A 20956-nucleotide genomic window follows, 5' to 3' on the forward strand; every position below is an offset into this window, starting at 1 on the left:
AACCCATTAAAATGTAACAACTATACAAACAGTATGAATTTTTATTATACAAATGACGAGTCTGTATAAATTTTTCGTTTATATTGTGCTATGCTCGAAGGATAAGCAATTTGGCTTTAATACGATAGATTTAGCATGGTTAGCTCAAGCTAATTATTACTGTTAAGCTATTGTTAAATTGCCCCTAATTATAAAAACCAGACCTAAATCTCACCCTAAATAAAAGTGATAGTCGGTTCAAGATAATTTGGATACAGGGAAGACGAGTGAAATGACTACAGGATAGTAGACTGCGCGCGTGTGACCGTGTCCGATTTATATAGAGTTTGACTGTATAATAAATTGACAGGTATGTCCCTATGAGCAAAATCAAATCCCTTTTTGGTAAAAACTCCACCTCTACCGCAGTAGCCATCAATGATGCTGACAGCAGCGCTTTAGATGCTGCAAAAGATAATGACTCTGCCAATACATCCAATAGTACGTCCGCCAATACCCCTATTGAGCAGACGCGTTGGAACGGTTGGGGCAATATCAGTATCAATAAAAAAGTCTCGCCGCATGGCGCAAAACTGATCAAATCACATATCGGCAAAACAAAAAAACTCTCCTCTGTCAGCTTACAACAGGTACTCAAAACTGTGCCAAAATCGCGGCTGCCTGCTGCGATGACTAAGCTTGCAACGGTATCTATCGATAAAGAAGTGAGACTCAGACACGCACGCGGTCAAAGCTTCCCAGATTGGATAGCCATGCACAGCGGCGCCTTTGAAGTGTTCCCTGACGGTGTCGCCTTCCCTGAATCGACCGCTGATGTCGAGACTTTATTAACGCTCGCCAGTGAGCATGACCTAATTGTCATTCCTTTTGGTGGTGGCACCTCAGTCGTTGGACATATCAATCCGCAAAAGGGCTCACGCCCGGTACTCACTATCGCCATGAGCAAGATGGATCAGCTTCTCGACTTAGATACCGAGAGCCAAATTGCTACCTTTGGCGCGGGTACACAAGGACCAGCGGTTGAAACACAATTGGACGCACAGGGTTACCGCTTAGGACATTATCCGCAGTCTTGGGAATTATCGACGCTTGGCGGTTGGATTGCCGCGCGCTCTAGTGGTCAGCAGTCATTGGGCTACGGACGTATCGAGCAGATGTTTGCTGGCGGTACGTTGGTCACCCCGCAGGGTGTACTTAATATCGCTGATATTCCGGCGTCATCAGCAGGGCCTGATCTGCGCGAGATGATGATGGGCACCGAAGGTCGTGCTGGTATCTTTACCGAAGTAAAAATGCGCGTACAACCGCAACCTGAGGAAGAACTGTTTAAAGTGGCTTTCCTGCCCAATTGGGAAGCAGGTAAAGAAGTGCTTAGACAAGCCGTGCAAAAAAATGTTCGCCTATCTATGCTACGTTTAAGTAATGCCGTCGAGACTGATGCGCATCTACATTTAGGCACGTCACCAAGCCAGTTTTTAGCCATTAGCACTTATCTAAAAGCTCGCGGGCTGAGCTCAGATAAGGTTATGCTCACTTACGGCGTATCAGGCGATAAGGCGCAGAATAAATTGGCGTTAACGCAGTTTAATAAGCTGTTGAAGCAGCACGGTAGTGTCACTGGTAAAATCACCGATATTATGGGTAGCGTGTGGGCGCATGGACGTTTTAAATTCCCTTACTTGCGTGGCACTTTATGGGACAAAGGCATCATGGTCGATACCTTTGAGACGGCAACCAATTGGAACAACATCGACGAGCAAATGCAGCAGATGCAAGAAGCGGTGCAAAACGCTTTGGCAGATGAAGGCGAAAATGTCATGGCCTTTACTCATATCTCACACGTCTATAAACAAGGTGCCAGCCTTTATACCACCTATTTCTTTCGCGCAGCTAAAGACCACGCCCCAACCTTAGAACGCTGGCAAAAAATCAAAAAGGCAGCCAGTTTAAGTCTAGCGAATGGCACGGCGACGATATCGCATCAGCATGGTGTCGGTCGTGATCATGCGCCTTACCTAGCGGCTGAAAAAGGTAAGCTCGGCATTCAAGTGACTCATGATATGCTCAAAAGCCTAGACCCTGAACACCGTATGAACCCCGGCGTTTTAATCAAAGATTAAAGGTGGCCTTAGCGCCATTAATTGACTTACGCATTTTAAGTCATTGATTCATTTAAATGTCATGTGAGATAAACCGTTTATGAACCCCAATAAGCCCCATCAGCAACGCCAGCAAGCGCTAGCGCCTTTATCTCATCGCTCGTCTCAAGTAGAACCGTGGGATATGCTGATTATTGGTGGCGGCATTACGGGTGCTGGGATTGCGCGCGAAGCGGCACGGCGCGGTTTAGCAGTATTATTAATTGAGCAAAAAGACTTTGCTTGGGGCACGTCCAGCCGCTCTAGTAAAATGGTACATGGCGGGCTACGCTACATTGCCTCGGGTGATTATAAGACCACCTTGCTTAGCGTGCGTGAGCGTGAACGTATGCTCAGTGAAGCGAGTGGCCTTGTGAATGAGATGCACTATGTTATGCCGCATTATAAAGGCAAGTTTCCACCGCCATGGATATTCAATACCTTGCTACGAGTCTACGATAGGCTTGCGGGTAAGCATTATTTTACCTACTTTAAAAGAGAGGCTTTTCTAAGTTTAAATCCGCATATCAAGCAAGACAAGTTTTTGGGCGCCAGTCAATTTAGCGATGCGGTGACCGATGACTCGCGGCTGGTGATGCGCGTACTTGATGAGGCAATTAATGACGGCGCGCAGGCGATTAATTACCTCAAAGCAGAATCGTTGATTACCAATGAGCAAGGATTGGTGGTAGGCGCAACGCTCAAAGATACCTCTTCTGAAGACAACGGCCAAAATTACGATGTTTATGCCAAAGTCGTGGTCAGTGCCACAGGCGCTTGGGCGGATACCTTACGTATGCAAGCCAGCAAGCAAACCGAACAAAGCTTGCATAAGCAAATCCGTCCGTCACGCGGTAGTCATTTGGTCGTAAGCAAAGAGCGTTTACCAATTAAGCAAGCCTATACCTTTTTGCATCCTGTCGATAAAAGAGCGGTATTTGTCTTCCCATGGGAAAACCGTACCGTCCTTGGCACCACCGATTTGGATCATCCGCCTTTGGACGATAGTGAAGTTGGTATTACTAACGACGAGGTCGATTATCTATTAGCTGCGACTAACGATCTTTTTAGTGATGCCGACCTTAATCGAGAAGATGTCATCAGTACGTGGGCAGGCGTGCGTCCGCTGATATCTGACGGCGGTGACGGTAAGCGCGTGAGCCCTAGTAAAGAAAAGCGCGACCATAGCGTGTGGTTGGATAATAATCTGGTAACCGTCAGCGGCGGCAAGCTAACAACCTTTCGCCTTATTGCTTTAGATGTCCTTGAAAAGTGTCAAGAAGTGCTCGCGCTCGATAAATCTGTCATTCAAAGTCAAACCATAAATGGCGATCACGTCTTTAGCGATACCACACCAAGCAATCCTAAATTTTCTACTTTACCAAAAGATCTACAACAACGCTTGCAAGGGTTTTACGGCTTACAGCTCGATACCTTACTTGAACTAGCGCATGACGAAGATTTGGCTTATGTCACCGACAGCAACACCATTTGGGCAGAGATTCGTTTTGCCGCGCGCCATGAGCAGGTTATTCATTTAGATGATTTATTACTGCGACGGACACGCTTGGGTTTAATCCTACCGCATGGCGCAATGACGCCGCTTATCAGCACAAGACTAAAGAAAATATGTCAGCAAGAGCTCGGCTGGGATGAGCAAAAATGGCAACAAGAAGTTGCTCGCTATCAGGACTTGTGGCAGCGCTACTACCATTTGCCTGCGGCTTAAATTTTTCTAAGTTACTTTGACATTCAAAATCAGTGCTACTGGAAGAAATTTTACGTAGCCTCTGGAGTGACGAAGTCGCACAGCAAGCAAGGAAAATTTTTACCAGAAGCACGTTTTGACATTTATGATTATCCCCACATAGTTAAGGACGACTATGACCACGAACCTTGATGACCCTATTTATTTCTTAGCCATTGATAATGGCACCCAAAGTGTCAGAGCGCTTATCTTTGATCAGTTTGGCACTGAGATTGCCAAAGCTCGCGTCCCTATTGAACCCTATTTTTCTACTCAGCCCAATTTTGCCGAGCAACATGCCGATTATTATTGGCAAAAGCTAAGCGAGGCTTGTCAGCAACTGTGGCGCACCAGCGCTATAAGCCCTGAGCAAATCGCAGGCGTCAGTCTCGCCACCCAGCGCTATACCATGATTTGCCTCGATAAAAACAAGCAGCCACTGCGCCCTGCTATTGTATGGATGGATTTACGCCGCGGCGAACCCAACGATATTGGTTTTTTAAACCCACTAACCAAAATTATTGGCATGGGCGAACTGGTACAAGAGGCACAGCAAAAAGCCCGCTGTAATTGGCTTGCATACCATGAGCCAAAGATGTGGGCAAAGACCGCCCATTACGTCAATCTATCTGCTTACCTGACCTATCAGCTCACAGGCGAATTAGCCGACTCCACTGGTCATGCCCTAGGCTATTTGCCTTATGACTATAAAGCGCAAACATGGCTAAAACCTAAAGATCTTAAATGGCGTTTATTTAGCTGTCGACCTGAGCAAATGCCTAAGATAGTGCCGCCAGGTCAGCCACTTGGTCATATCAGCGCAAAGGCAGCTAAAGCCACGGGGATTTTAGAGGGCACGCCGATGATTGCTGCCGCTAGCGATAAAGCTTGCGAAGCTTTGGGCTCTGCTGGTCTGGCAGCCGACACTGCCTGTTTAAGCTTTGGCACTACTGCGACTATTAACACCACCTCGAGCAATTACGTCGAAATCCTTAAGCATATGCCCGCCTACACTGCTGCCGCGCCAAACTACTACAATCAGGAGTATATGATTTATCGTGGCTTTTGGATGGTTAGCTGGTTTAAAGAGCAGTTTGCTCACTATGAAGAGCAGCTAGCAAAGACGCAAGGCATCGATACCGAAAAACTCCTCGATCAGGCAGTCAAAGATATTCCGGCCGGTTGTATGGGGCTGATGATGCAGCCGTATTGGTCACCCGGCGTCCGTCATCCGGGACTTGAGGGTAAAGGTGCGCTCATTGGTTTTGGGGGTGTGCATACGAGGGCGCACGTTTATCGCGCTATATTAGAGGGGCTCGCTTACGAGCTAAAACTGGGCTTTGATACCATTGAAAAGCGTACAGGAAAAACCATCAAGCACCTGCGTGTCTCAGGTGGCGGCTCCCAAAGTGACTCAGCGATGCAGCTTACCGCTGATATCTTTGGTATGCCCGCTTATCGCCCCCACACTTATGAGGCTTCAGGATTAGGCGCTGCCATCAACTGCGCAGTTGGACTTGGTATCTATTCTAATCACGCGACTGCAAGTGAGGCAATGACCCATTTAGGCGATGAATTCTTGCCTATTGAGGCCAATGTTCAACTCTACAAGCGTCTCTATAATGAGGTTTATCTAAAAATGTATGAGCGCCTAAAACCTTTATATCAAAGCATTCAAGATATTACCGGTTATCCTGCAAAGTGAATTAAGCCTTTAAGTTAACTTTATTACTTCTATAGACTCAAGCTTAAGATAATAATAACGGAGACTAAGCTATGACTACACCAAAGTCTGCACTCAAAAACACTCAGCATTACGTCCTAACCAAACCCGATATTGAAAACACCCCTGCAACCAAACACGTCCATCAGTTTAACGACAATGCCATTCGCCATACGGTTTCATTAAGTGATATTGTCGGTCTTACCAAATTCGGTCTGCATCTCGTACGTGTTGAGTCGGGTGATGAAACCACGCAACACCACTATCATGAAAATTCAGACGAGTTCATTTATATACTATCTGGCGAGCTTTCACTATATTATGGCGATGAAGTTTATCAACTACATGCAGGAGATTTTGTCGGTTTCCCCGCACACGGTCCAGCGCATTCTATGCGTAATAATAGTGATACGGATGCTACCTACTTAATGGGAGGCAACAGACCAGCGTTTGATATCTGTAATTATCCAGACATCAAACGCAGAATGTATACTATCCATGGCAAAAAGGAGTTTGTAGACTTAGAGAATTTAGGTCAAATAGAGCCTTGAGAACATTAAATCTCGTCTCGCTTTATAAAGCCTTATTAACCACTAAACGCCGCAGAAACTCGATTTAATCCCTCGCGCAGCAGTGCCTCAGGACACGCCACATTCAGGCGCATTTTAAGATGCCCCTCCGCGCCGTATTTAACCCCCGCATTGAGCTCAACCTTAGCGTCTCTTAACTTATCATAAAGCTTTTGATTATCTTGTGCATAAGCCGAACAATCCAGCCAAATTAAATACGAGGCTTCTGGGCGCATAATCTTAATATCGGGCAAATGCTCCTCTAAAAAGCTAATGGTTAAGTCAATATTGGCTTCAATATAATTAAGCGCCTGCTCAAGCCATTCATCGCCATCTTCATAAGCACTACGCATCACTTTATAAGCAAATAAATTGAGCTCATACTCATCATTTAACTGCTGCTGCTGACTGATTTTCTTTATTAACGCATCGTCTTTAGCAAATATCATCGAGCCTTTAATACCTGCTACATTAAAGGTCTTGGTCATTGAGGTCAGGCTGACGACTTTATGCGCGTAACCTTTTGCTAGGGTTAAAAGAGGTGTAAAAGTATAACCACTCAAGGTTAAATCTTGATGAATCTCATCACTGACAATCGCCACATCATGCTTTTTGCAAAGTGCCAGTAACGCTTCAAGCTCCTGCCTCGTCCATACGCGCCCGCCCGGATTGTGCGGATTGCATAATAAATATAGCTTAACCTTATGCTCGATTATCTTGGCTTCGATATCAGCTAAATCTAACTGATATTTACCGTCGAATTCTTTTAACGCTGACATCACAAGCGTGCGACTATTTTGCTCAACCTTGGTCATAAAAGGCGTATAAATGGGGTCATTAACCAGTACCGCATCGCCTACTTCAGTAAATACGTTCATCATCAGCGCTAAACTTGGCACGACGCCCGGCGAGAACAAGATATTCTGTTTATCTAGCTGCAAACCATAACGACTGCCATGCCACTGAATAATAGACTCGTACAAGGCCTCAGTCGGTTTGGTATAGCCCAATATGCCATGCTGCGCGACTTGCTCAATCGCCTTTAAAATAGGCTGGGCGGCCTTAAAGTCCATATCCGCGACCCATAGCGGGATGGTATCATCGCTATAATGCCATTTGACTGACCCCGTATCACGTCTATCTATTATCTCATCAAAATTGTATTGCACCATCAGTCTCCTAAAGCATAGATCTTTGAATTATTAACGCCCCTTAAAATCAGCCTCACGTCTCTCTACCATCGCCATCGCACCCTCTTTCGCATCTTCTGAGTAGAATAAATGTGGCAAATAGCTATGGATATTAGCCAATGCGGCGGCAGTTCCACTACGACTGACATCTTGTGCTGAGGACAGTAACCCTTGTACGCCAAGCGGTGCAGCTTGGCAAATCTCTTTTGCAATAGTCATTGCTCGTTCGTATTCTTCGCCATTTGCCACTACTTCACTGACCAAATTTAGTCTATCAGCAGTTTGCGCGTCAAAGGCTTTACCAGTCAGCAAATACGGCATGGCTTTTTGCCAACCTGCTGCCTGTATGAAACGTACCGTTGCACCGCCAAACGGCATGATACCGCGCTGTACCTCCATTTGTGCAAAGTTGCAGTTATCACTTGCGATGACCACATCACTATTCAGCATTAATTCAATCCCCGCGGTAAAGCACGTTCCTTGTACCGCGACGACTACAGGTTTGCTGCGTAATTTACCACCGATACCCCATGGGTCAATCTCATTATCATTAAAATCAAACGCACCTTTATTCCATTTATCTTGTAGCTCCATTAAATCAAGCCCTGCGGTAAAGTGCTCTCCATGAGCAAATATTAAGGCACAGCGTAAGTTATCGTCATTTTCATAACGCGTCAGTGCTTTGGATAACTGCTTAATCATATGGCTATCAAAGGCGTTGCGCTTATCGGCGCGATTAAGCCCAATCAGGCAGATATAGCCGTCAGTTTCATAGGTGATGCGGTTATCGCTGCTGTGATTATTACTTTCCGTTGTCATATTTTTATCCTTTTAAGTTTATTATTATCATCTGCTGCGCTTATAAAATAGCCGCTTTATGTTCATTTGACTTAGTTTCAATATAGACACCCCTATGCTATAACGCAAGGACAGATATAAGCGCACAGGCAGATTGCTATTTTTTATTCGCTATAGGTAATTCGGTCGCAATGGATAAACAGATAGATGAACGCGAAATCTGCTAAACTGGGTGATTATATTCAAACATTGCAGTCCGAAACTATGACCAGTAAGCCCATCACCAATACATCAAACGTCCGTAGAGCAAGTGCTAATAATCATCGCAACCGCTCACCTGAGACCGCCAAAAAACTCGGCAAGCTACATCCGCGTAATCCGCACCAAGGTCGTTATGACTTTGCGCTATTGACCCGTGCCCTGCCCGAATTGGCTAAGCACACCATCACCAACCCGAATGGCGAGCCAACCATTAACTTCTCTGATAGTGAAGCGGTACGCGTCCTGAATCAGGCGTTACTCGCTCATTATTATGGTGTTAAATTTTGGGACATTCCAGAAGGCTATCTCTGCCCGCCGATACCGGGTCGCGCAGATTACATCCATTATATTGCCGACTTATTGGCGCAAACCACGCACGTTAATGACGACAATACCCCGCCAACAGGTAAAGAAATTCATGCCCTCGATATTGGTACCGGTGCCAGTGCCATTTATCCAATTATCGGTAGCCAAAGCTATGGCTGGCGTTTTACTGCTAGTGATATCGACCCTATTTCGGTCAACACGGCAGCGCTGATTTGTGAGTCTAACCCGAAGCTAAAAAGTGCCGTTAAAGTAAAGCTGCAACCTGAGCCTAAGTTTATCTTTAAAAACATCATCGGTCGTCAAGATTACTTTGATGTGGTTATTTGCAACCCTCCGTTCCATGCGTCATTAGAAGAAGCGATGCAAGCCAATACCCGCAAGCAGCATAATTTGCAACGCCATCGCGGTAAGAATGAAAACGAGCAAATCAGCCGCCATTCAACCAAGGCTGGAAATGCTGCGCAAAATCTAAACTTTGGCGGTCAGCATAAAGAGCTGTGGAGTGAGGGCGGCGAGATTGCCTTTTTGACCAAAATGATGAAAGAAAGCCAAGATTTTGCCGAGCACGTTGGCTGGTTTACCAGTTTAGTGTCAAAGTCAGAAAACGTGAAACCATTACAACTATTATTAAAACAGCTTGATGTTGCCCAAATGCGCATCATTGAGATGAGCCAAGGACAAAAGAACACCCGTGTTCTAGCGTGGCGCTTTAATACTGACGACGCGTAATTAATAAAAAATGACTGTCTGAAAAATATTTATTTAAAGTTTCACGTGAAACAAAAAAACACCGCTTTGGTCCAAGGCGGTGTTTTTTTATAGAGTAAAAGCTAAAGGTTAATAAGTTAGCTAAAGAACATCACCTTTAAGCCAATAAGTATAAGCACTAATCCACCTAGCGCTTCCGCCTTATCTTCAAGATACGTACCTGATTTCTTACCCAAATACACACCAAAGACGCTAAAAACAGCAGTGATAATAGCGATGATTAAACAAGCTAACCACGCATTAAGCGCCAACAAATTCAGCGTAAAACCAGCTGCCATGGCATCAATACTGGTGGCAATCGCAAGGGTAAACATGGTGCGATGATTGATATTTTTCTTTAGGCTGTCATTTACAGACACTGCCTCACTATTTATATGCAGCGCTTTATCTACCGCCTCTTCTCCATCTCCTAAAAACACCTCATAAAGCATTTTGCTACCAAGACCGATAAGAATAAGGCCACCAATCCAAGGTGCAGCAGCAGCCAACCAGCCTAATAAAGCTGCGCCCAATAAATAACCAATCAGTGGCATCACGCCCTGCGCAATACCAAAATACAAACCCGCATAAATCGCCAAACGCAGCACATAATGACGACGCTGTTTTTGTGATTTCGCCCCTAGCCCAATCGCAACAGCAAACGCATCCATCGCAAGAGCAATGGCAAGTAATACAACTTCAATCATTTTATTATTCGCTTATTTCTGCTTATTGCCATAAGTTTCACGTGAAACACTACATCAATCTAATCGTTTACCTTTTCCCAAAAACTATGCTTTTTACCATGCTTATCTTTAAGCGTAATGACATATTCTTTATGGGTCGCAAGTTCACTGTAAGGCTTAGACGATTTACTAATAACCGTATCAAGCTTTGTTAGACGATGGAAGTAGCGAGCCGCGTGACCATAAGCTTTGCTGCGGGAGCTGTCTAGAATATCAGTCAGTAAAGTGCGATAAATAATAACTTGAAGTAAATCTGTCTTAGTTGGCAAATCTTTTAACATGCTTGTTAGATCTGTATAATGCACATCAGCAAAATGGGAATGACGGGCAACTGCGACCTCATTAGCAAGCTCAATCTCTCCTATCTCGAGCAGTAGCGATGTTGCCATAAATACATTTTCTTGTTGTTCTGCCAGCTCATAAGCTCTTTTTCGCCACTTAGATTGCTGAGCAGGACTGGCCACCGCCATGATAGCTTTTAGCCGCGAAGGGGTTGATTGTAGCTCAAACGCCTCGCCTAGCACCTCCATGAGCGCATCGGTATCTTTTTGCATGTGATATATGTGACTCAGCCAATCCAAACGTCTGATCTTATCTAATAGACCATCGCTTTGCCACTCTTCATTTAAGTAGTGTAGTGCCTTATCAAAAGCTCTTTGATTTAGCAGAAATGTTAGCAACTCTTCTAATCTTCGAGGATGAACCGGTCTAGTCTCTTGCATCTCAAAAAATATGGTTTCAAAAAAACCCACATCACCTAGCGCCCTTGTTAGATTTTTTATGGCGATCTCAATTACCATTTTGTCATAGTTAATTGAAAAAGCATCATCGCTTAAAGGGCTGTTTTGCCTTTCGTTGAGCCTATCTTTATTTGCCTTTTTTGTTTGGATAATCTCACGCTCTTGTTGATAATCAGCGATCAACCCACGTATCTCAGGCTCAGATAACAGTTGATCAATGTTTTCTAATAAACTATCTTTGGTACCATAATCATTATCGTCAGCCAGTACTCTCACTTTCTTTACCCAAGCTTGGCTGAGTATATCGCGCTCATCAACAGGTATGTCTCGCTTTTCTTGCTCATAGCAAGTGCTAGCCACTGTTAGCCAAAATGACGTCAAACTCCTATAAATATCACCAATATAACCGTTGGAATCGTCAGCACGTTCTAGGCTAGCATTAGTAGACTCTATAAATAACTCAAGTAACGTCAAGCACTCTTGTGGTTGCTCAGGATAAAGGCTCATTATATCACTGGCTAAGTGCTGAAGCTCAGTGGCAAATTCGCTAGATTCCCAGTAATCTACAAATTTCCTTCGTCTTCTAAGTCCTTTTAGTGTAGTGGTTAACTTTTTTATAAGTTTAGGTTTATCTGATTGTAATAGCAGACGCTCAATTTTTTTATCGAGCATTTTATCTATACCATACACATCAGAGACAAAATCAATTAAGGCCATTTTTGATAGTTGTGACAAATACTTCTTTTGTTCTGCGTTTAGCATAGTATTCCCTTCGCTATTTTACTGGTAATGTTTCACATAAAAAAAGCCACCTTGCGAGCAAGATAACTTTATACCAATAAACAATTATATTCAAACTTCAAAACTATAACTTTAAGGTCTATAAACTCAAAGCTTAAAAGCTAAATATCTAAATTAGATACTGTCAACGCATTCTCTTCAATAAAGATACGGCGTGGCTCGACATGATCACCCATCAGACAGGTAAACATATGGTCAGCAGCAATCGCATCTTCAATCGTAACGCGTAACATACGACGGTTTTCAGGATCCATCGTGGTATCCCACAGCTGATCAGCGTTCATCTCACCCAGCCCTTTATAGCGCTGAATCGCCAAACCACGACGCGCATCAAGCATCATCTGTTGCCAGAGATAATCAAAGTCGCGTACTGGGATGTCTTTAGTGGTACCTGCGGTGGCTTCACGGCGGATAAAGGCATCTTCTGCAAGTAACGTATTCCATTCAGCTGATAAGCGCAGCAGCTTGGTATACTCGCCTGAATTGATAAAGCTGGCATCGAGCAGATAATGATGCGCCAATTGATGCACATAAACGGTGATACGTGGCAACCATTGGGCTTTAGCAGGCTGTGCTTCACCGTCACTATCTAACGTAGCGCCCGCTTCAGGCTCGATGACAGGTTTCATACCCAATAAATCAGCAGCAGCGGCATCCATGTTTTTTGGTTGCGGCGCATGGATATTGACCAGTTCAATCTCAGGATTTAAATCACTGCCGAAGTGCTCAAGCTGCGTCTGTAAAGACGCCTTCCACGCTTCCATCGCCGACTTATCATAGGTCATATCGGTGCTAAGCTTTGGCGTATGGGTCAGTGCATCCAATAACACCGCAGGATAACGAATCTGTAAACGCGCTTTGATAAGCTGGGTTTGGTTATAGTCGTTTAACAACGTCTCTAACGCATGACCAGTAATGGCAGGCGCATCGGCACTGATATGCAGCCTGGTATTATCAATCGTTGATGATAATAAATACGCTTTTAAGGCTTCATCGTCTTTTAGATACAGCTCTTGACGACCTTTTTTCACCTTGTAAAGTGGTGGCTGAGCAATATAAATATAACCACGCTCAATCAGCTCAGGCGTTTGACGGAAAAAGAAGGTTAACAGCAGCGTACGAATGTGCGAGCCATCAACGTCCGCATCGGTCATGATAATGATTTTATGATAGCGTACTTTATCAGGATTATATTCATCCGGACCAATGCCGCAACCAAGCGCAGTAATCAAGTTACCAACTTCCGCAGATGACAGCATTTTATCAAAACGAGCGCGCTCAACGTTAAGAATCTTACCTTTTAGTGGCAAAATTGCTTGGGTCTTACGGCTACGACCTTGCTTTGCTGAACCACCTGCAGAGTCCCCTTCCACAATATAAAGCTCTGACAATGCGGGATCTTTTTCTTGGCAATCAGCCAATTTACCCGGTAAGCCTGCGATATCTAAGGTGGTTTTACGACGGGTCATTTCACGGGCTTTACGCGCCGCATCACGGGCACGGGCGGCATCGATAATCTTACTGGCGATTGCTTTACCAGTACTTGGATTTTCTAATAAATAATCGTTAAACTTATCGTGCATTGCTGATTCAACAGCGGATTTTACTTCGCTTGAAACCAGCTTATCTTTAGTCTGGCTTGAGAATTTAGGATCAGGCACTTTCACAGAAACAATCGCCGTCAACCCTTCACGCGCATCATCACCAGTGGCGACGACTTTTTCTTTTTTAAATAAGTTTTCACGGTCCATATAGCTATTTAGACCACGCGTCAATGCTGAGCGGAAACCAGATAAATGCGTGCCGCCATCGCGCTGCGGAATGTTATTGGTAAAACACAATACTTTTTCGTTATAAGTATCCGTCCACTGTAGTGCCACTTCGACACTGATGCCATCATCTTGCTCACTGACAAAATGAAAGACATCATTGATGCCATCTTTACCAGCATTGATGTAGCTGACAAATTCTGACAAACCGCCTTTATGTTCGAACTCATGACGCTTATCGATACGCTCATCCGTTAAGACGATGCGCACACCCGAGTTTAAGAAAGACAGCTCGCGTAAGCGTTTGGCTAAAATATCGTACTCAAAGATAGTGCCGGTAAAGACATCATTACTTGGGTAAAAACGAATCTGGGTACCGGTTTGATCCGTCGCTTCCATCTGCTGGATATCGCCGTCTGGTACACCATCGGTATAAGTTTGATGATAATGATAGCCTTCACGCCAGATGTTCATCTCAAGCGTTTTAGATAAGGCGTTAACAACAGAAACACCGACGCCATGCAGACCGCCCGATACTTTATAGCTGTTGTCATCGAATTTACCACCGGCGTGCAGTACGGTCATAATAACCTGTGCTGCCGACACCCCTTCTTCTGGATGGATATCCACAGGGACACCGCGGCCGTTATCCATGACACTAACAGACTCATCTTCATGGATAATGATGTCAATTTGGTCACAATGACCGGCCAACGCCTCATCAATCGCGTTATCCACCACCTCAAAGACCATGTGGTGCAAGCCAGTACCATCGTCGGTATCACCGATATACATACCAGGACGTACGCGCACCGCTTCTAACCCGCGCAATACACGAATATCTTTGGAGCTATAATCAGAGGGCAATCCTTCAGGGACAGCAGCGGGGGCAACAGTATCTAGAGCGTTGTCTGGCATCATTTGCTCGTGGTCGGTAGGTAATGAATCACTCATGTGCATTCCTTAATCTAGCCATCATCAGCTATTTGTCATCAGCTCACCACGGCGGCGATACTGAATGACGTTATCTTAGAGTTAACGTTTAGGGTTAAAATATTTAGTTATAGTATTCGCTAAAACGTTATCAGATGTCGTTTAAAGGCGTATAAAACCGTGTTAAAAAAGCAGCTCTAAACATAGCCTGTTTTTCAAGCACCGTTTTTCATATTCGCTTCTACTTTTTTTACCCATCATTAAAGCGGAGTAAAATTAAGCGTATAATTATCAAACACTTAGATTCTTATAAGTGTTAAGAAATCTTTAAAAAATACTGATAAAAATTTGTAAGATAACTTGCTGAGAATAGGACAAAAATAAAGCTCTATTTTAACATTTTTTCGTCGCTAAGTCACTGTTTACTGACAGTTTTATCGATATTGAGCAAGTATTTTGGGATGGTTATTACTTTGCTAAAAATATAAGCAATATAATGATAATTGAGGGGGAATATAAGTAACATGCGCTAAGAGTTAAGCGCAAATTCAGCTGATATTGGTCATTAAAAACGACTTTTTATAAATTGTTGTTTATAAAATTGTCAAACTTCCTTGTTTCACATGAAACATCTTAGGTTCTGACCAATACTCATGCACCAACGGTAAAATATCTTCGGTTAAGCTGGCCATAAACACCTGACATGGCAGCTGCGCTAACGTCGACAATAAAATATCTATCGCCCTATCATCTAGTTCTGCTGTGATATCGTCTAGCAACACCACTGGCGTGGCTCTCGACTTGGTATAGCTGTTGAACACGGTATCACTATTACCGTCTTTTCCTACAGCAAGCGGGGGCTTTTCATCATTAAGCAATAACGGCAATTGTGATAAACGTAAAGCAGTGATTAACAGCTTTTTCTCACCGCGAGACAATACATTGGCCGCTTGTTCTTTTAAAATTGGTAGTTTGGTATTGAAGTCTATGTTTACGGTGGGATTTGAACTAGCGTCCTTTTCATCGTCACTTGTCGTTTCTGATATATCGATAGAGCGCCAATGCACATGAATATCAGCGCGGTGGTTACCGATACGGGTATAACCCAGTTGTAAATCTTGTTCTAAGCGCTCGTTAAGCTGCACCTCAAGCGCCACACTGGTGTCATAGCCAGCATTATAGCTCAGGCTTAATTGCTCAGCGTAAGCAGGCAATAATTGCGCGATACTCTCAGCAAAATAAGGCTGCCATTCTGTAAAGATACGCTCACGATAATGATGAATAAGCGCAGCATGATTACTGAGTCCTTTATCCCATGATTTTAGCTCAGCAAGCTGTACTTGGGTTAAATGGCGACTCTTCTTTAGTAAACTATTGCGCTGTTTTAGCAGGCGTTGGTAAGCTACCCATTGTGGGTGAAATCCTTGTTTCATGTGAAACACTAGCCAATCTAAGAGCTGCCGGCGACTGGCACTACCCTGCTCTAACATATCCATCGTCGAGGGATCTATCAGTAGCGTGGGTAGCTGCTCGGTTAAGATGCTTTGGTTATAAACCGTGGTTTGATTCAGACGTAGAACCGTCGTCGCATCGGCTTGCTTTTGGATAGCTAAGGTACTGCTATCATTGAGCCTAGCATGCACTGTTGCTGCATTTTGATGGTGTTGGATATAGCGTTTAGGCTGATGATGACGAAAACTTTTACCTCTTGATAGCAAAAATATCGCTTCAAGTAAGGAGGTTTTGCCACTACCATTTGCGCCAATAATGACGTTGCAAGCAGCAGAATGCAGACTCACTTGGGTTAGATTGCGCAGGTGTGAGATTTGTAGACGTTCAATCATAACAGTGACAGCCGCCTATATTACCACCTACTAATTAGTAGGCAAAAGTTTATTAAAAAATAATTTCATAATAGAATTGCACTATATACGCATTGGCATAATGACATACTGGTGGAACTCATCGTTAAGCTGATTAACCAGTACCGAGGCATTTGATTGGCTCATATGCATTTGCAAATCACCTTGAATCACACCTAAGACATCTTGTAGATACGCAGCATTAAAAGATAGCTCCATCGGCTCGCCTTGATACTTCGCTTGTATCATCTCGACTGCTTCATCTTGTTCAGCGTTATTGGCGCGTACTTCTACCATACCATCGCTAGCAAAGTTAAATACTACGCCGCGAGACTTTTCATTACTCAAAATCGCTACACGGCGCAGCACATCAGTCATTTTTTCTTGGTTAAACAACGCCAATTTATCGGTATTACTTGGCATAACGCGGCGATAATCCGGGAATTTGCCATCGATAAGACGCGCGGTAAAGGTCACCATTAAGTTATCACTCACCTGCCCTGTACTATCGACATCACCAAATGGCAAGCTTACTTGCAAGAACTCACGACCAAAGCTTAGTGTGACTGCGTTGTCTTTATCACCCAGCATCTTGCCAAGCTCAGAAGCCAAGCGCTCAAGCTCAATCACAGCTTTACGCGGTAAAATCGCCTGCATATTCAAATCAGCACTAACGTCAATAACGCTACGCGCTAACGCCAATCTATGACCGTCGGTGGCAACCGTAGTCAGCTGCTGCTGTGAAACATCAAACAACATGCCTGTTAAATAGTAACGGACATCTTGAATCGCCATTGCAAATTGGGTTTTATGAATCAAATCCGTCAAACGGCTACGGCTAATGGTTAAAGGTGTGATATTTTCAGGATTACCAAGACTTGGATAGTCTTCGCTAGGCAGTGTGCCTAACGTGAAACGACTTTTGCCACTGGTCAACAAGCAACGCTCGTTTTCTTGCGTGGTAAGATTGACTTGCGCTTGCGACGGCAGTGATTTGCAAATATCTTTGAGCTTAGTCGCAGGCAACGTCGTCGTACCGGCTTCAATACAAGCACCGGCAGGCAATTTCAACGTCGATGTCAGCTCTACTTCTAAATCAGATGCGGTCAAAATCAGCGCTGATTCAGACAACTGTAGCTTAATATTACCCAAGATAACCATATTATGGCGCTTATCAGCAGCCTTGGCGATCAAGTTAATAGCTTTTAGTAACGACTCTCGATTAATCGATAATTGCATGCTTAGTTACTCTTGTTTATTAGTTGCTCTTATTAAAAGGATTTTTTTATGGTTTTAAATTATATAATTTTAAAATAATGGCTTAATAATACCCTGTCTACTAACGATAATCCATACAGCTTGTGTCTACTGATACTCAAAGTATTATAAACCATATCTGCTTATGACAACATTGCGATACCACAAGCCTCTAACCCGCTTGCAGCATTAAAGCCAAGGTTTTGTAATCCTTATCAAACGCTGGATCGGCAGCGCGTAGCTCATTTACTTTATCACAAGCATGCATCACGGTCGTATGGTCGCGTCCACCAAATGACTGTCCAATCTCAGGAAAGCTCTCACTCGTTAGCTCGCGTGACAATGCCATCGCAATTTGACGCGGTCTTGCGATACTGCGCGTACGTTTGCGCCCCATCATATCTTTGATTGTAATATCGTAATATTCAGCAACCACTTTACGAATATTGTCCATATTTACGGCTTGCACGCGCATCGCAACAATATCTTTTAGCGCGTATTGCACCATCTCAAGCGTAATGGGCGCGCCGGTAAGATTGGCATTGGCAAATACCTGATTGAGCGCACCTTCTAAACGCCTGACGTTAGAAACCACATTTTGAGCAATAAATAATGCACATTCTTTAGGGAGACTCATTCCGTACGATGCCGCTTTTCTCTGTAAGATTTGTACACGTGTATCAATCTCAGGAGGATCAACCGCGACCGTCAAACCCCACGAAAAACGCGACCTAAAACGTTCATCAAACTCCGTCATCTGTGATGGATGGCGATCTGATGCCAAAATCAATTGCTTATCACCACTGGTAAAATCTGCAAATAAAGTTAAAAACTCATTACTACTTTTTGTCTTTCCTGCTAATACGTGAATATCATCTACAATTAATAAATCTACTTTTTTTATTTTCTTTTTAAAATCTTCTATTTTATTATTTCTTAATGAATAAACCAATTGATTAATAAATTTCTCAGAAGTGAAATAATAAAAACTTAGTTTATTTTTTAAATAGCGGTGTGCTACAGAATGCATTAAATGCGTTTTTCCCAAACCAGAAGGTCCGTATATAAATAAAGGATTGTGCCGATTTTTTGATTGGCGTTTTCCAAGCTCATAACAGGCCTTGTAAGCCAGATTATTGGACTTACCAGTGACAAAGGTTTCAAAGGTGAAGTCAGGATTTAGATAGCTTAATGATTTGGCATCGGCAGACTCGATCAGTTCTGCATGACGCATATTGGCATCAATATCTGCTCTAGCAATATTATTATGCGTGGTTTGAAAACTGTGATCTGCCGGGGGAGGGGAGGGCTTATCGTCTTCAAACAATGAGCCTGACTGTGATTGATGGCTGTCATCCATGTCACGACCCGCATTATCAACACGAACAATCACCTCTTCGACACTACCTTGGCTATGTTTAGCGACCAGCTGTTGTATATCTTGCAGATGGTTCTTTTTAATGTAGGTCACAAAGTAATCATTAGGAGCAAGAATAATCAAGCTATTAGCTTCTTGATGCGCCGATAATGGTCTTAACCACATCGTAAAGACGTTGTCTTTAACGTGATAACGTAAGTCATTTAGGCATTTATCCCAAATAGTTGCTGTATCAATCATGAAAAGTACTAACCCCATAGTCCAAAATAATTGGTCAAAAGAACAACTTTTTTATTGTTAAAATCACTGAATCTTTACCTATAGAGTGAATCGTTTCTTACCTAAGAGACTCTATGGTGAGATTACTTAAAACCATACATCAGCTAGGGGGCTAATCTAACACAAACGGCCTGTGGATAACACCTTGTTTTTTGTGGATAAGGCTGTGGATAGTTTTGTGGATAAGTAAACAACACGAGTTATCCATATTTCACCCACAGGTTATCCACAACCTTACCCATAGTCTAATATTTTGATATTAAAGGAAAAAACTGGGTTAGCCACAGATAATACGGCTCCCAATAACAACAATACTTATATATATTAATAGTTAATTATTATAGAGACCGACAAAAATTGTGGATAACTTTTAAAATTCAATTATCAAAACAGATGTTTTCAGTAGGTAGATTGGCATTAGAAATCAGTGTTTTTTAACAATGAATCATTGAAAAGACTATTTTCTCTGTTATAAAACTTATCTGTATAAACACAGACTTAATTAGTTTATTGACCAAGGTACTATGCGGTGGTATAATCCTCCGTTATTACGAATTTAGTCCATTATTTTGATAGGTGAGTTATGAAACGTACATTCCAACCAAGCGTGATCAAGCGTAAACGTACTCACGGTTTCCGTGCTCGTATGGCAACTAAAAAAGGCCGTCAGGTCTTAGCTCGTCGCCGCGCTAAAGGACGTCATCGCCTTACTGTATAATCGGTAGATTGCGATAAGCATGGCTCATAGTGCTTGTTGTGTTTCTATTATTTATAGATTGCGATCGTCAATCATCACAACTGACACTTAGCCATATATTAAAAGCGCCCACATCGGCGCTTTTTTTGTCTCTATACTTTATGATTATTTCTACGCTACTATTTCTGCTATTGTTATCAGCTCTTATACTAGGTTGTACTATGTCTAATACTGTTTCAGCGCCACCTAATGCTCGCTTCACCAAAGCGCAGCGCTTACTCACGCCTGCAGCCTTTCGTGAGGTGTTTGATGCACCTGAGCGTAAGCTTCATCAGAGCCATCTAATGGCGTTTGTGCGTACCAATACCCATGAGCAGCCTCGAGTCGGTATGGCCATTACTAAACGTAAAGTACCTACTGCCGTTGCGCGAAATTTAATAAAACGTCAAGTACGTGAACAGTTTCGCGTAAAAGCTAGTAACTTAGAAAATAAAGATATTGTTTTTATTGTTAAACAATCTATAAAAGGTTTAAGTAATAAAGAATTGATTAATGAGATCAATAATATATTTAAAAAAATAGAAAAAAAATAAAATGAATTATTTATTAGAAACAATAAATAAAATTTTCTATAATTTGTTTTATTTTTTTATTATATTTTATCAGAAGATAATTAGTCCTATATTACCTGCTCGCTGTCGTTATTATCCAACTTGCTCAAATTACGGTAAACAAGCTTTAGCATGGCATGGCGTTTGGTCAGGTAGTTGGCTGTTATTAAAACGTATTGGTCGCTGTCATCCTTTGGGCGGACATGGCATTGATTTTGTGCCGTTACCTTTATCTACTTATTATTACCAATATTTAGCCCCTATCGCACTTGCTGACGTCAGAAGGCAAGGTTTATATGTTTTTAGAGATACGATAAGCTATGTTTCGCGCCTAAATCATATGATGAAACAGGCCTAAATCTTATTAGCGACAGGGCCGTTGT

16 protein-coding genes are annotated in these 20956 nt (G+C 43.0%); 8 read left to right on the top strand and 8 right to left on the bottom strand.

Going from position 1 to position 20956, the window contains the following annotated elements:
• The first annotated feature begins 359 nt into the window (after positions 1 to 359).
• The 4 genes from QJS82_RS12190 (at position 360) to QJS82_RS12205 (ending at position 6159) form a co-directional block, all read left to right on the top strand.
• Positions 360 to 2120 (top strand): FAD-binding oxidoreductase, encoded by a 1761-nt coding sequence (locus tag QJS82_RS12190; RefSeq protein WP_281490666.1) that lies wholly within the window; start codon positions 360 to 362, stop codon positions 2118 to 2120.
• A 79-nt stretch (positions 2121 to 2199) separates the two neighbouring features.
• Positions 2200 to 3867, top strand: a complete 1668-nt coding sequence (locus QJS82_RS12195; RefSeq protein WP_281490667.1) for a glycerol-3-phosphate dehydrogenase/oxidase — start codon at positions 2200 to 2202, stop codon at positions 3865 to 3867.
• Between the two features lie 154 nt (positions 3868 to 4021).
• Positions 4022 to 5590 carry an FGGY-family carbohydrate kinase gene (locus tag QJS82_RS12200; protein WP_281490668.1) on the top strand — a complete coding sequence of 523 codons (1569 nt, stop codon included), beginning with the start codon at positions 4022 to 4024 and terminating at the stop codon, positions 5588 to 5590.
• A 71-nt stretch (positions 5591 to 5661) separates the two neighbouring features.
• Positions 5662 to 6159 carry a cupin domain-containing protein gene (locus QJS82_RS12205; protein ID WP_281490669.1) on the top strand — a complete coding sequence of 166 codons (498 nt, stop codon included), beginning with the start codon at positions 5662 to 5664 and terminating at the stop codon, positions 6157 to 6159.
• Positions 6160 to 6194: 35 nt separating this feature from the next.
• Here the strand turns inward: QJS82_RS12205 and QJS82_RS12210 are convergent, their stop codons facing one another.
• Positions 6195 to 7352: a MalY/PatB family protein gene (locus tag QJS82_RS12210; protein ID WP_281491724.1), complete on the bottom strand. Its 1158-nt coding sequence runs from the start codon at positions 7350 to 7352 to the stop codon at positions 6195 to 6197.
• A gap of 27 nt (positions 7353 to 7379) precedes the next feature.
• Positions 7380 to 8186, bottom strand: a complete 807-nt coding sequence (locus QJS82_RS12215) for a crotonase/enoyl-CoA hydratase family protein (protein WP_281490670.1) — start codon at positions 8184 to 8186, stop codon at positions 7380 to 7382.
• Positions 8187 to 8429: 243 nt separating this feature from the next.
• Here QJS82_RS12215 and rlmF point away from each other — a divergent pair, with 243 nt between their 5' ends.
• Entirely contained in the window at positions 8430 to 9482 is a 1053-nt protein-coding gene (gene rlmF / locus QJS82_RS12220; protein WP_201629510.1) for a 23S rRNA (adenine(1618)-N(6))-methyltransferase RlmF, read from the top strand.
• A gap of 116 nt (positions 9483 to 9598) precedes the next feature.
• Here the strand turns inward: rlmF and QJS82_RS12225 are convergent, their stop codons facing one another.
• The 6 genes from QJS82_RS12225 to dnaA all read right to left on the bottom strand — a co-directional run bounded on the left by QJS82_RS12225 (position 9599) and on the right by dnaA (position 19226).
• Positions 9599 to 10207 (bottom strand): manganese efflux pump MntP, encoded by a 609-nt coding sequence (locus QJS82_RS12225; RefSeq protein WP_281490671.1) that lies wholly within the window; start codon positions 10205 to 10207, stop codon positions 9599 to 9601.
• 59 nt (positions 10208 to 10266) lie between these two features.
• Complete coding sequence (locus tag QJS82_RS12230) at positions 10267 to 11748, bottom strand: DUF6880 family protein (protein ID WP_281490672.1); 1482 nt, start codon at positions 11746 to 11748, stop codon at positions 10267 to 10269.
• Between the two features lie 140 nt (positions 11749 to 11888).
• Positions 11889 to 14474: a DNA topoisomerase (ATP-hydrolyzing) subunit B gene (gene gyrB / locus QJS82_RS12235; protein WP_281491725.1), complete on the bottom strand. Its 2586-nt coding sequence runs from the start codon at positions 14472 to 14474 to the stop codon at positions 11889 to 11891.
• 608 nt (positions 14475 to 15082) lie between these two features.
• Positions 15083 to 16333: a DNA replication/repair protein RecF gene (recF, locus tag QJS82_RS12240; RefSeq protein ID WP_281490673.1), complete on the bottom strand. Its 1251-nt coding sequence runs from the start codon at positions 16331 to 16333 to the stop codon at positions 15083 to 15085.
• A gap of 81 nt (positions 16334 to 16414) precedes the next feature.
• The gene (dnaN, locus tag QJS82_RS12245) at positions 16415 to 17590 is read right to left on the bottom strand and encodes a DNA polymerase III subunit beta (RefSeq protein ID WP_201620257.1); all 1176 of its coding nucleotides are present in this window, start codon (positions 17588 to 17590) and stop codon (positions 16415 to 16417) included.
• A gap of 190 nt (positions 17591 to 17780) precedes the next feature.
• A complete protein-coding gene (gene dnaA, locus QJS82_RS12250; RefSeq protein WP_281490674.1) occupies positions 17781 to 19226 on the bottom strand; it encodes a chromosomal replication initiator protein DnaA in 1446 nt (481 codons plus the stop codon).
• Positions 19227 to 19848: 622 nt separating this feature from the next.
• On the opposite strand from dnaA, the gene rpmH reads away from it, so the two are divergent.
• From rpmH to yidD, 3 genes are all read left to right on the top strand, one after another.
• Positions 19849 to 19983 (top strand): 50S ribosomal protein L34, encoded by a 135-nt coding sequence (gene rpmH, locus QJS82_RS12255; protein WP_007394757.1) that lies wholly within the window; start codon positions 19849 to 19851, stop codon positions 19981 to 19983.
• Between the two features lie 200 nt (positions 19984 to 20183).
• On the top strand, positions 20184 to 20555 hold the full coding sequence (gene rnpA, locus QJS82_RS12260; RefSeq protein WP_201620258.1) for a ribonuclease P protein component: 372 nt from the start codon (positions 20184 to 20186) through the stop codon (positions 20553 to 20555).
• Between the two features lies 1 nt (position 20556).
• On the top strand, positions 20557 to 20931 hold the full coding sequence (yidD, locus tag QJS82_RS12265; protein WP_281490675.1) for a membrane protein insertion efficiency factor YidD: 375 nt from the start codon (positions 20557 to 20559) through the stop codon (positions 20929 to 20931).
• Positions 20932 to 20956 lie beyond the last annotated feature (25 nt).

It is taken from the genome of Psychrobacter maritimus (assembly GCF_029953575.1).
Classification (GTDB): Bacteria; Pseudomonadota; Gammaproteobacteria; order Pseudomonadales; family Moraxellaceae; genus Psychrobacter; species Psychrobacter maritimus.

What these genes read in the sequence shown, in the direction of transcription:
- QJS82_RS12190 (WP_281490666.1), top strand. Translation starts at nt 360, where the DNA reads ATGAGCAAAATCAAATCCCTTTTTGGTAAAAACTCCACCTCTACCGCA.
- QJS82_RS12195 (WP_281490667.1), top strand. Translation starts at nt 2,200, where the DNA reads ATGAACCCCAATAAGCCCCATCAGCAACGCCAGCAAGCGCTAGCGCCT.
- QJS82_RS12200 (WP_281490668.1), top strand. Translation starts at nt 4,022, where the DNA reads ATGACCACGAACCTTGATGACCCTATTTATTTCTTAGCCATTGATAAT.
- QJS82_RS12205 (WP_281490669.1), top strand. Translation starts at nt 5,662, where the DNA reads ATGACTACACCAAAGTCTGCACTCAAAAACACTCAGCATTACGTCCTA.
- QJS82_RS12215 (WP_281490670.1), bottom strand. Translation starts at nt 8,186, where the DNA reads ATGACAACGGAAAGTAATAATCACAGCAGCGATAACCGCATCACCTAT.
- rlmF (WP_201629510.1), top strand. Translation starts at nt 8,430, where the DNA reads ATGACCAGTAAGCCCATCACCAATACATCAAACGTCCGTAGAGCAAGT.
- QJS82_RS12225 (WP_281490671.1), bottom strand. Translation starts at nt 10,207, where the DNA reads ATGATTGAAGTTGTATTACTTGCCATTGCTCTTGCGATGGATGCGTTT.
- QJS82_RS12230 (WP_281490672.1), bottom strand. Translation starts at nt 11,748, where the DNA reads ATGCTAAACGCAGAACAAAAGAAGTATTTGTCACAACTATCAAAAATG.
- gyrB (WP_281491725.1), bottom strand. Translation starts at nt 14,474, where the DNA reads ATGCCAGACAACGCTCTAGATACTGTTGCCCCCGCTGCTGTCCCTGAA.
- recF (WP_281490673.1), bottom strand. Translation starts at nt 16,333, where the DNA reads ATGATTGAACGTCTACAAATCTCACACCTGCGCAATCTAACCCAAGTG.
- dnaN (WP_201620257.1), bottom strand. Translation starts at nt 17,590, where the DNA reads ATGCAATTATCGATTAATCGAGAGTCGTTACTAAAAGCTATTAACTTG.
- dnaA (WP_281490674.1), bottom strand. Translation starts at nt 19,226, where the DNA reads ATGATTGATACAGCAACTATTTGGGATAAATGCCTAAATGACTTACGT.
- rpmH (WP_007394757.1), top strand. Translation starts at nt 19,849, where the DNA reads ATGAAACGTACATTCCAACCAAGCGTGATCAAGCGTAAACGTACTCAC.
- rnpA (WP_201620258.1), top strand. Translation starts at nt 20,184, where the DNA reads ATGTCTAATACTGTTTCAGCGCCACCTAATGCTCGCTTCACCAAAGCG.
- yidD (WP_281490675.1), top strand. Translation starts at nt 20,557, where the DNA reads ATGAATTATTTATTAGAAACAATAAATAAAATTTTCTATAATTTGTTT.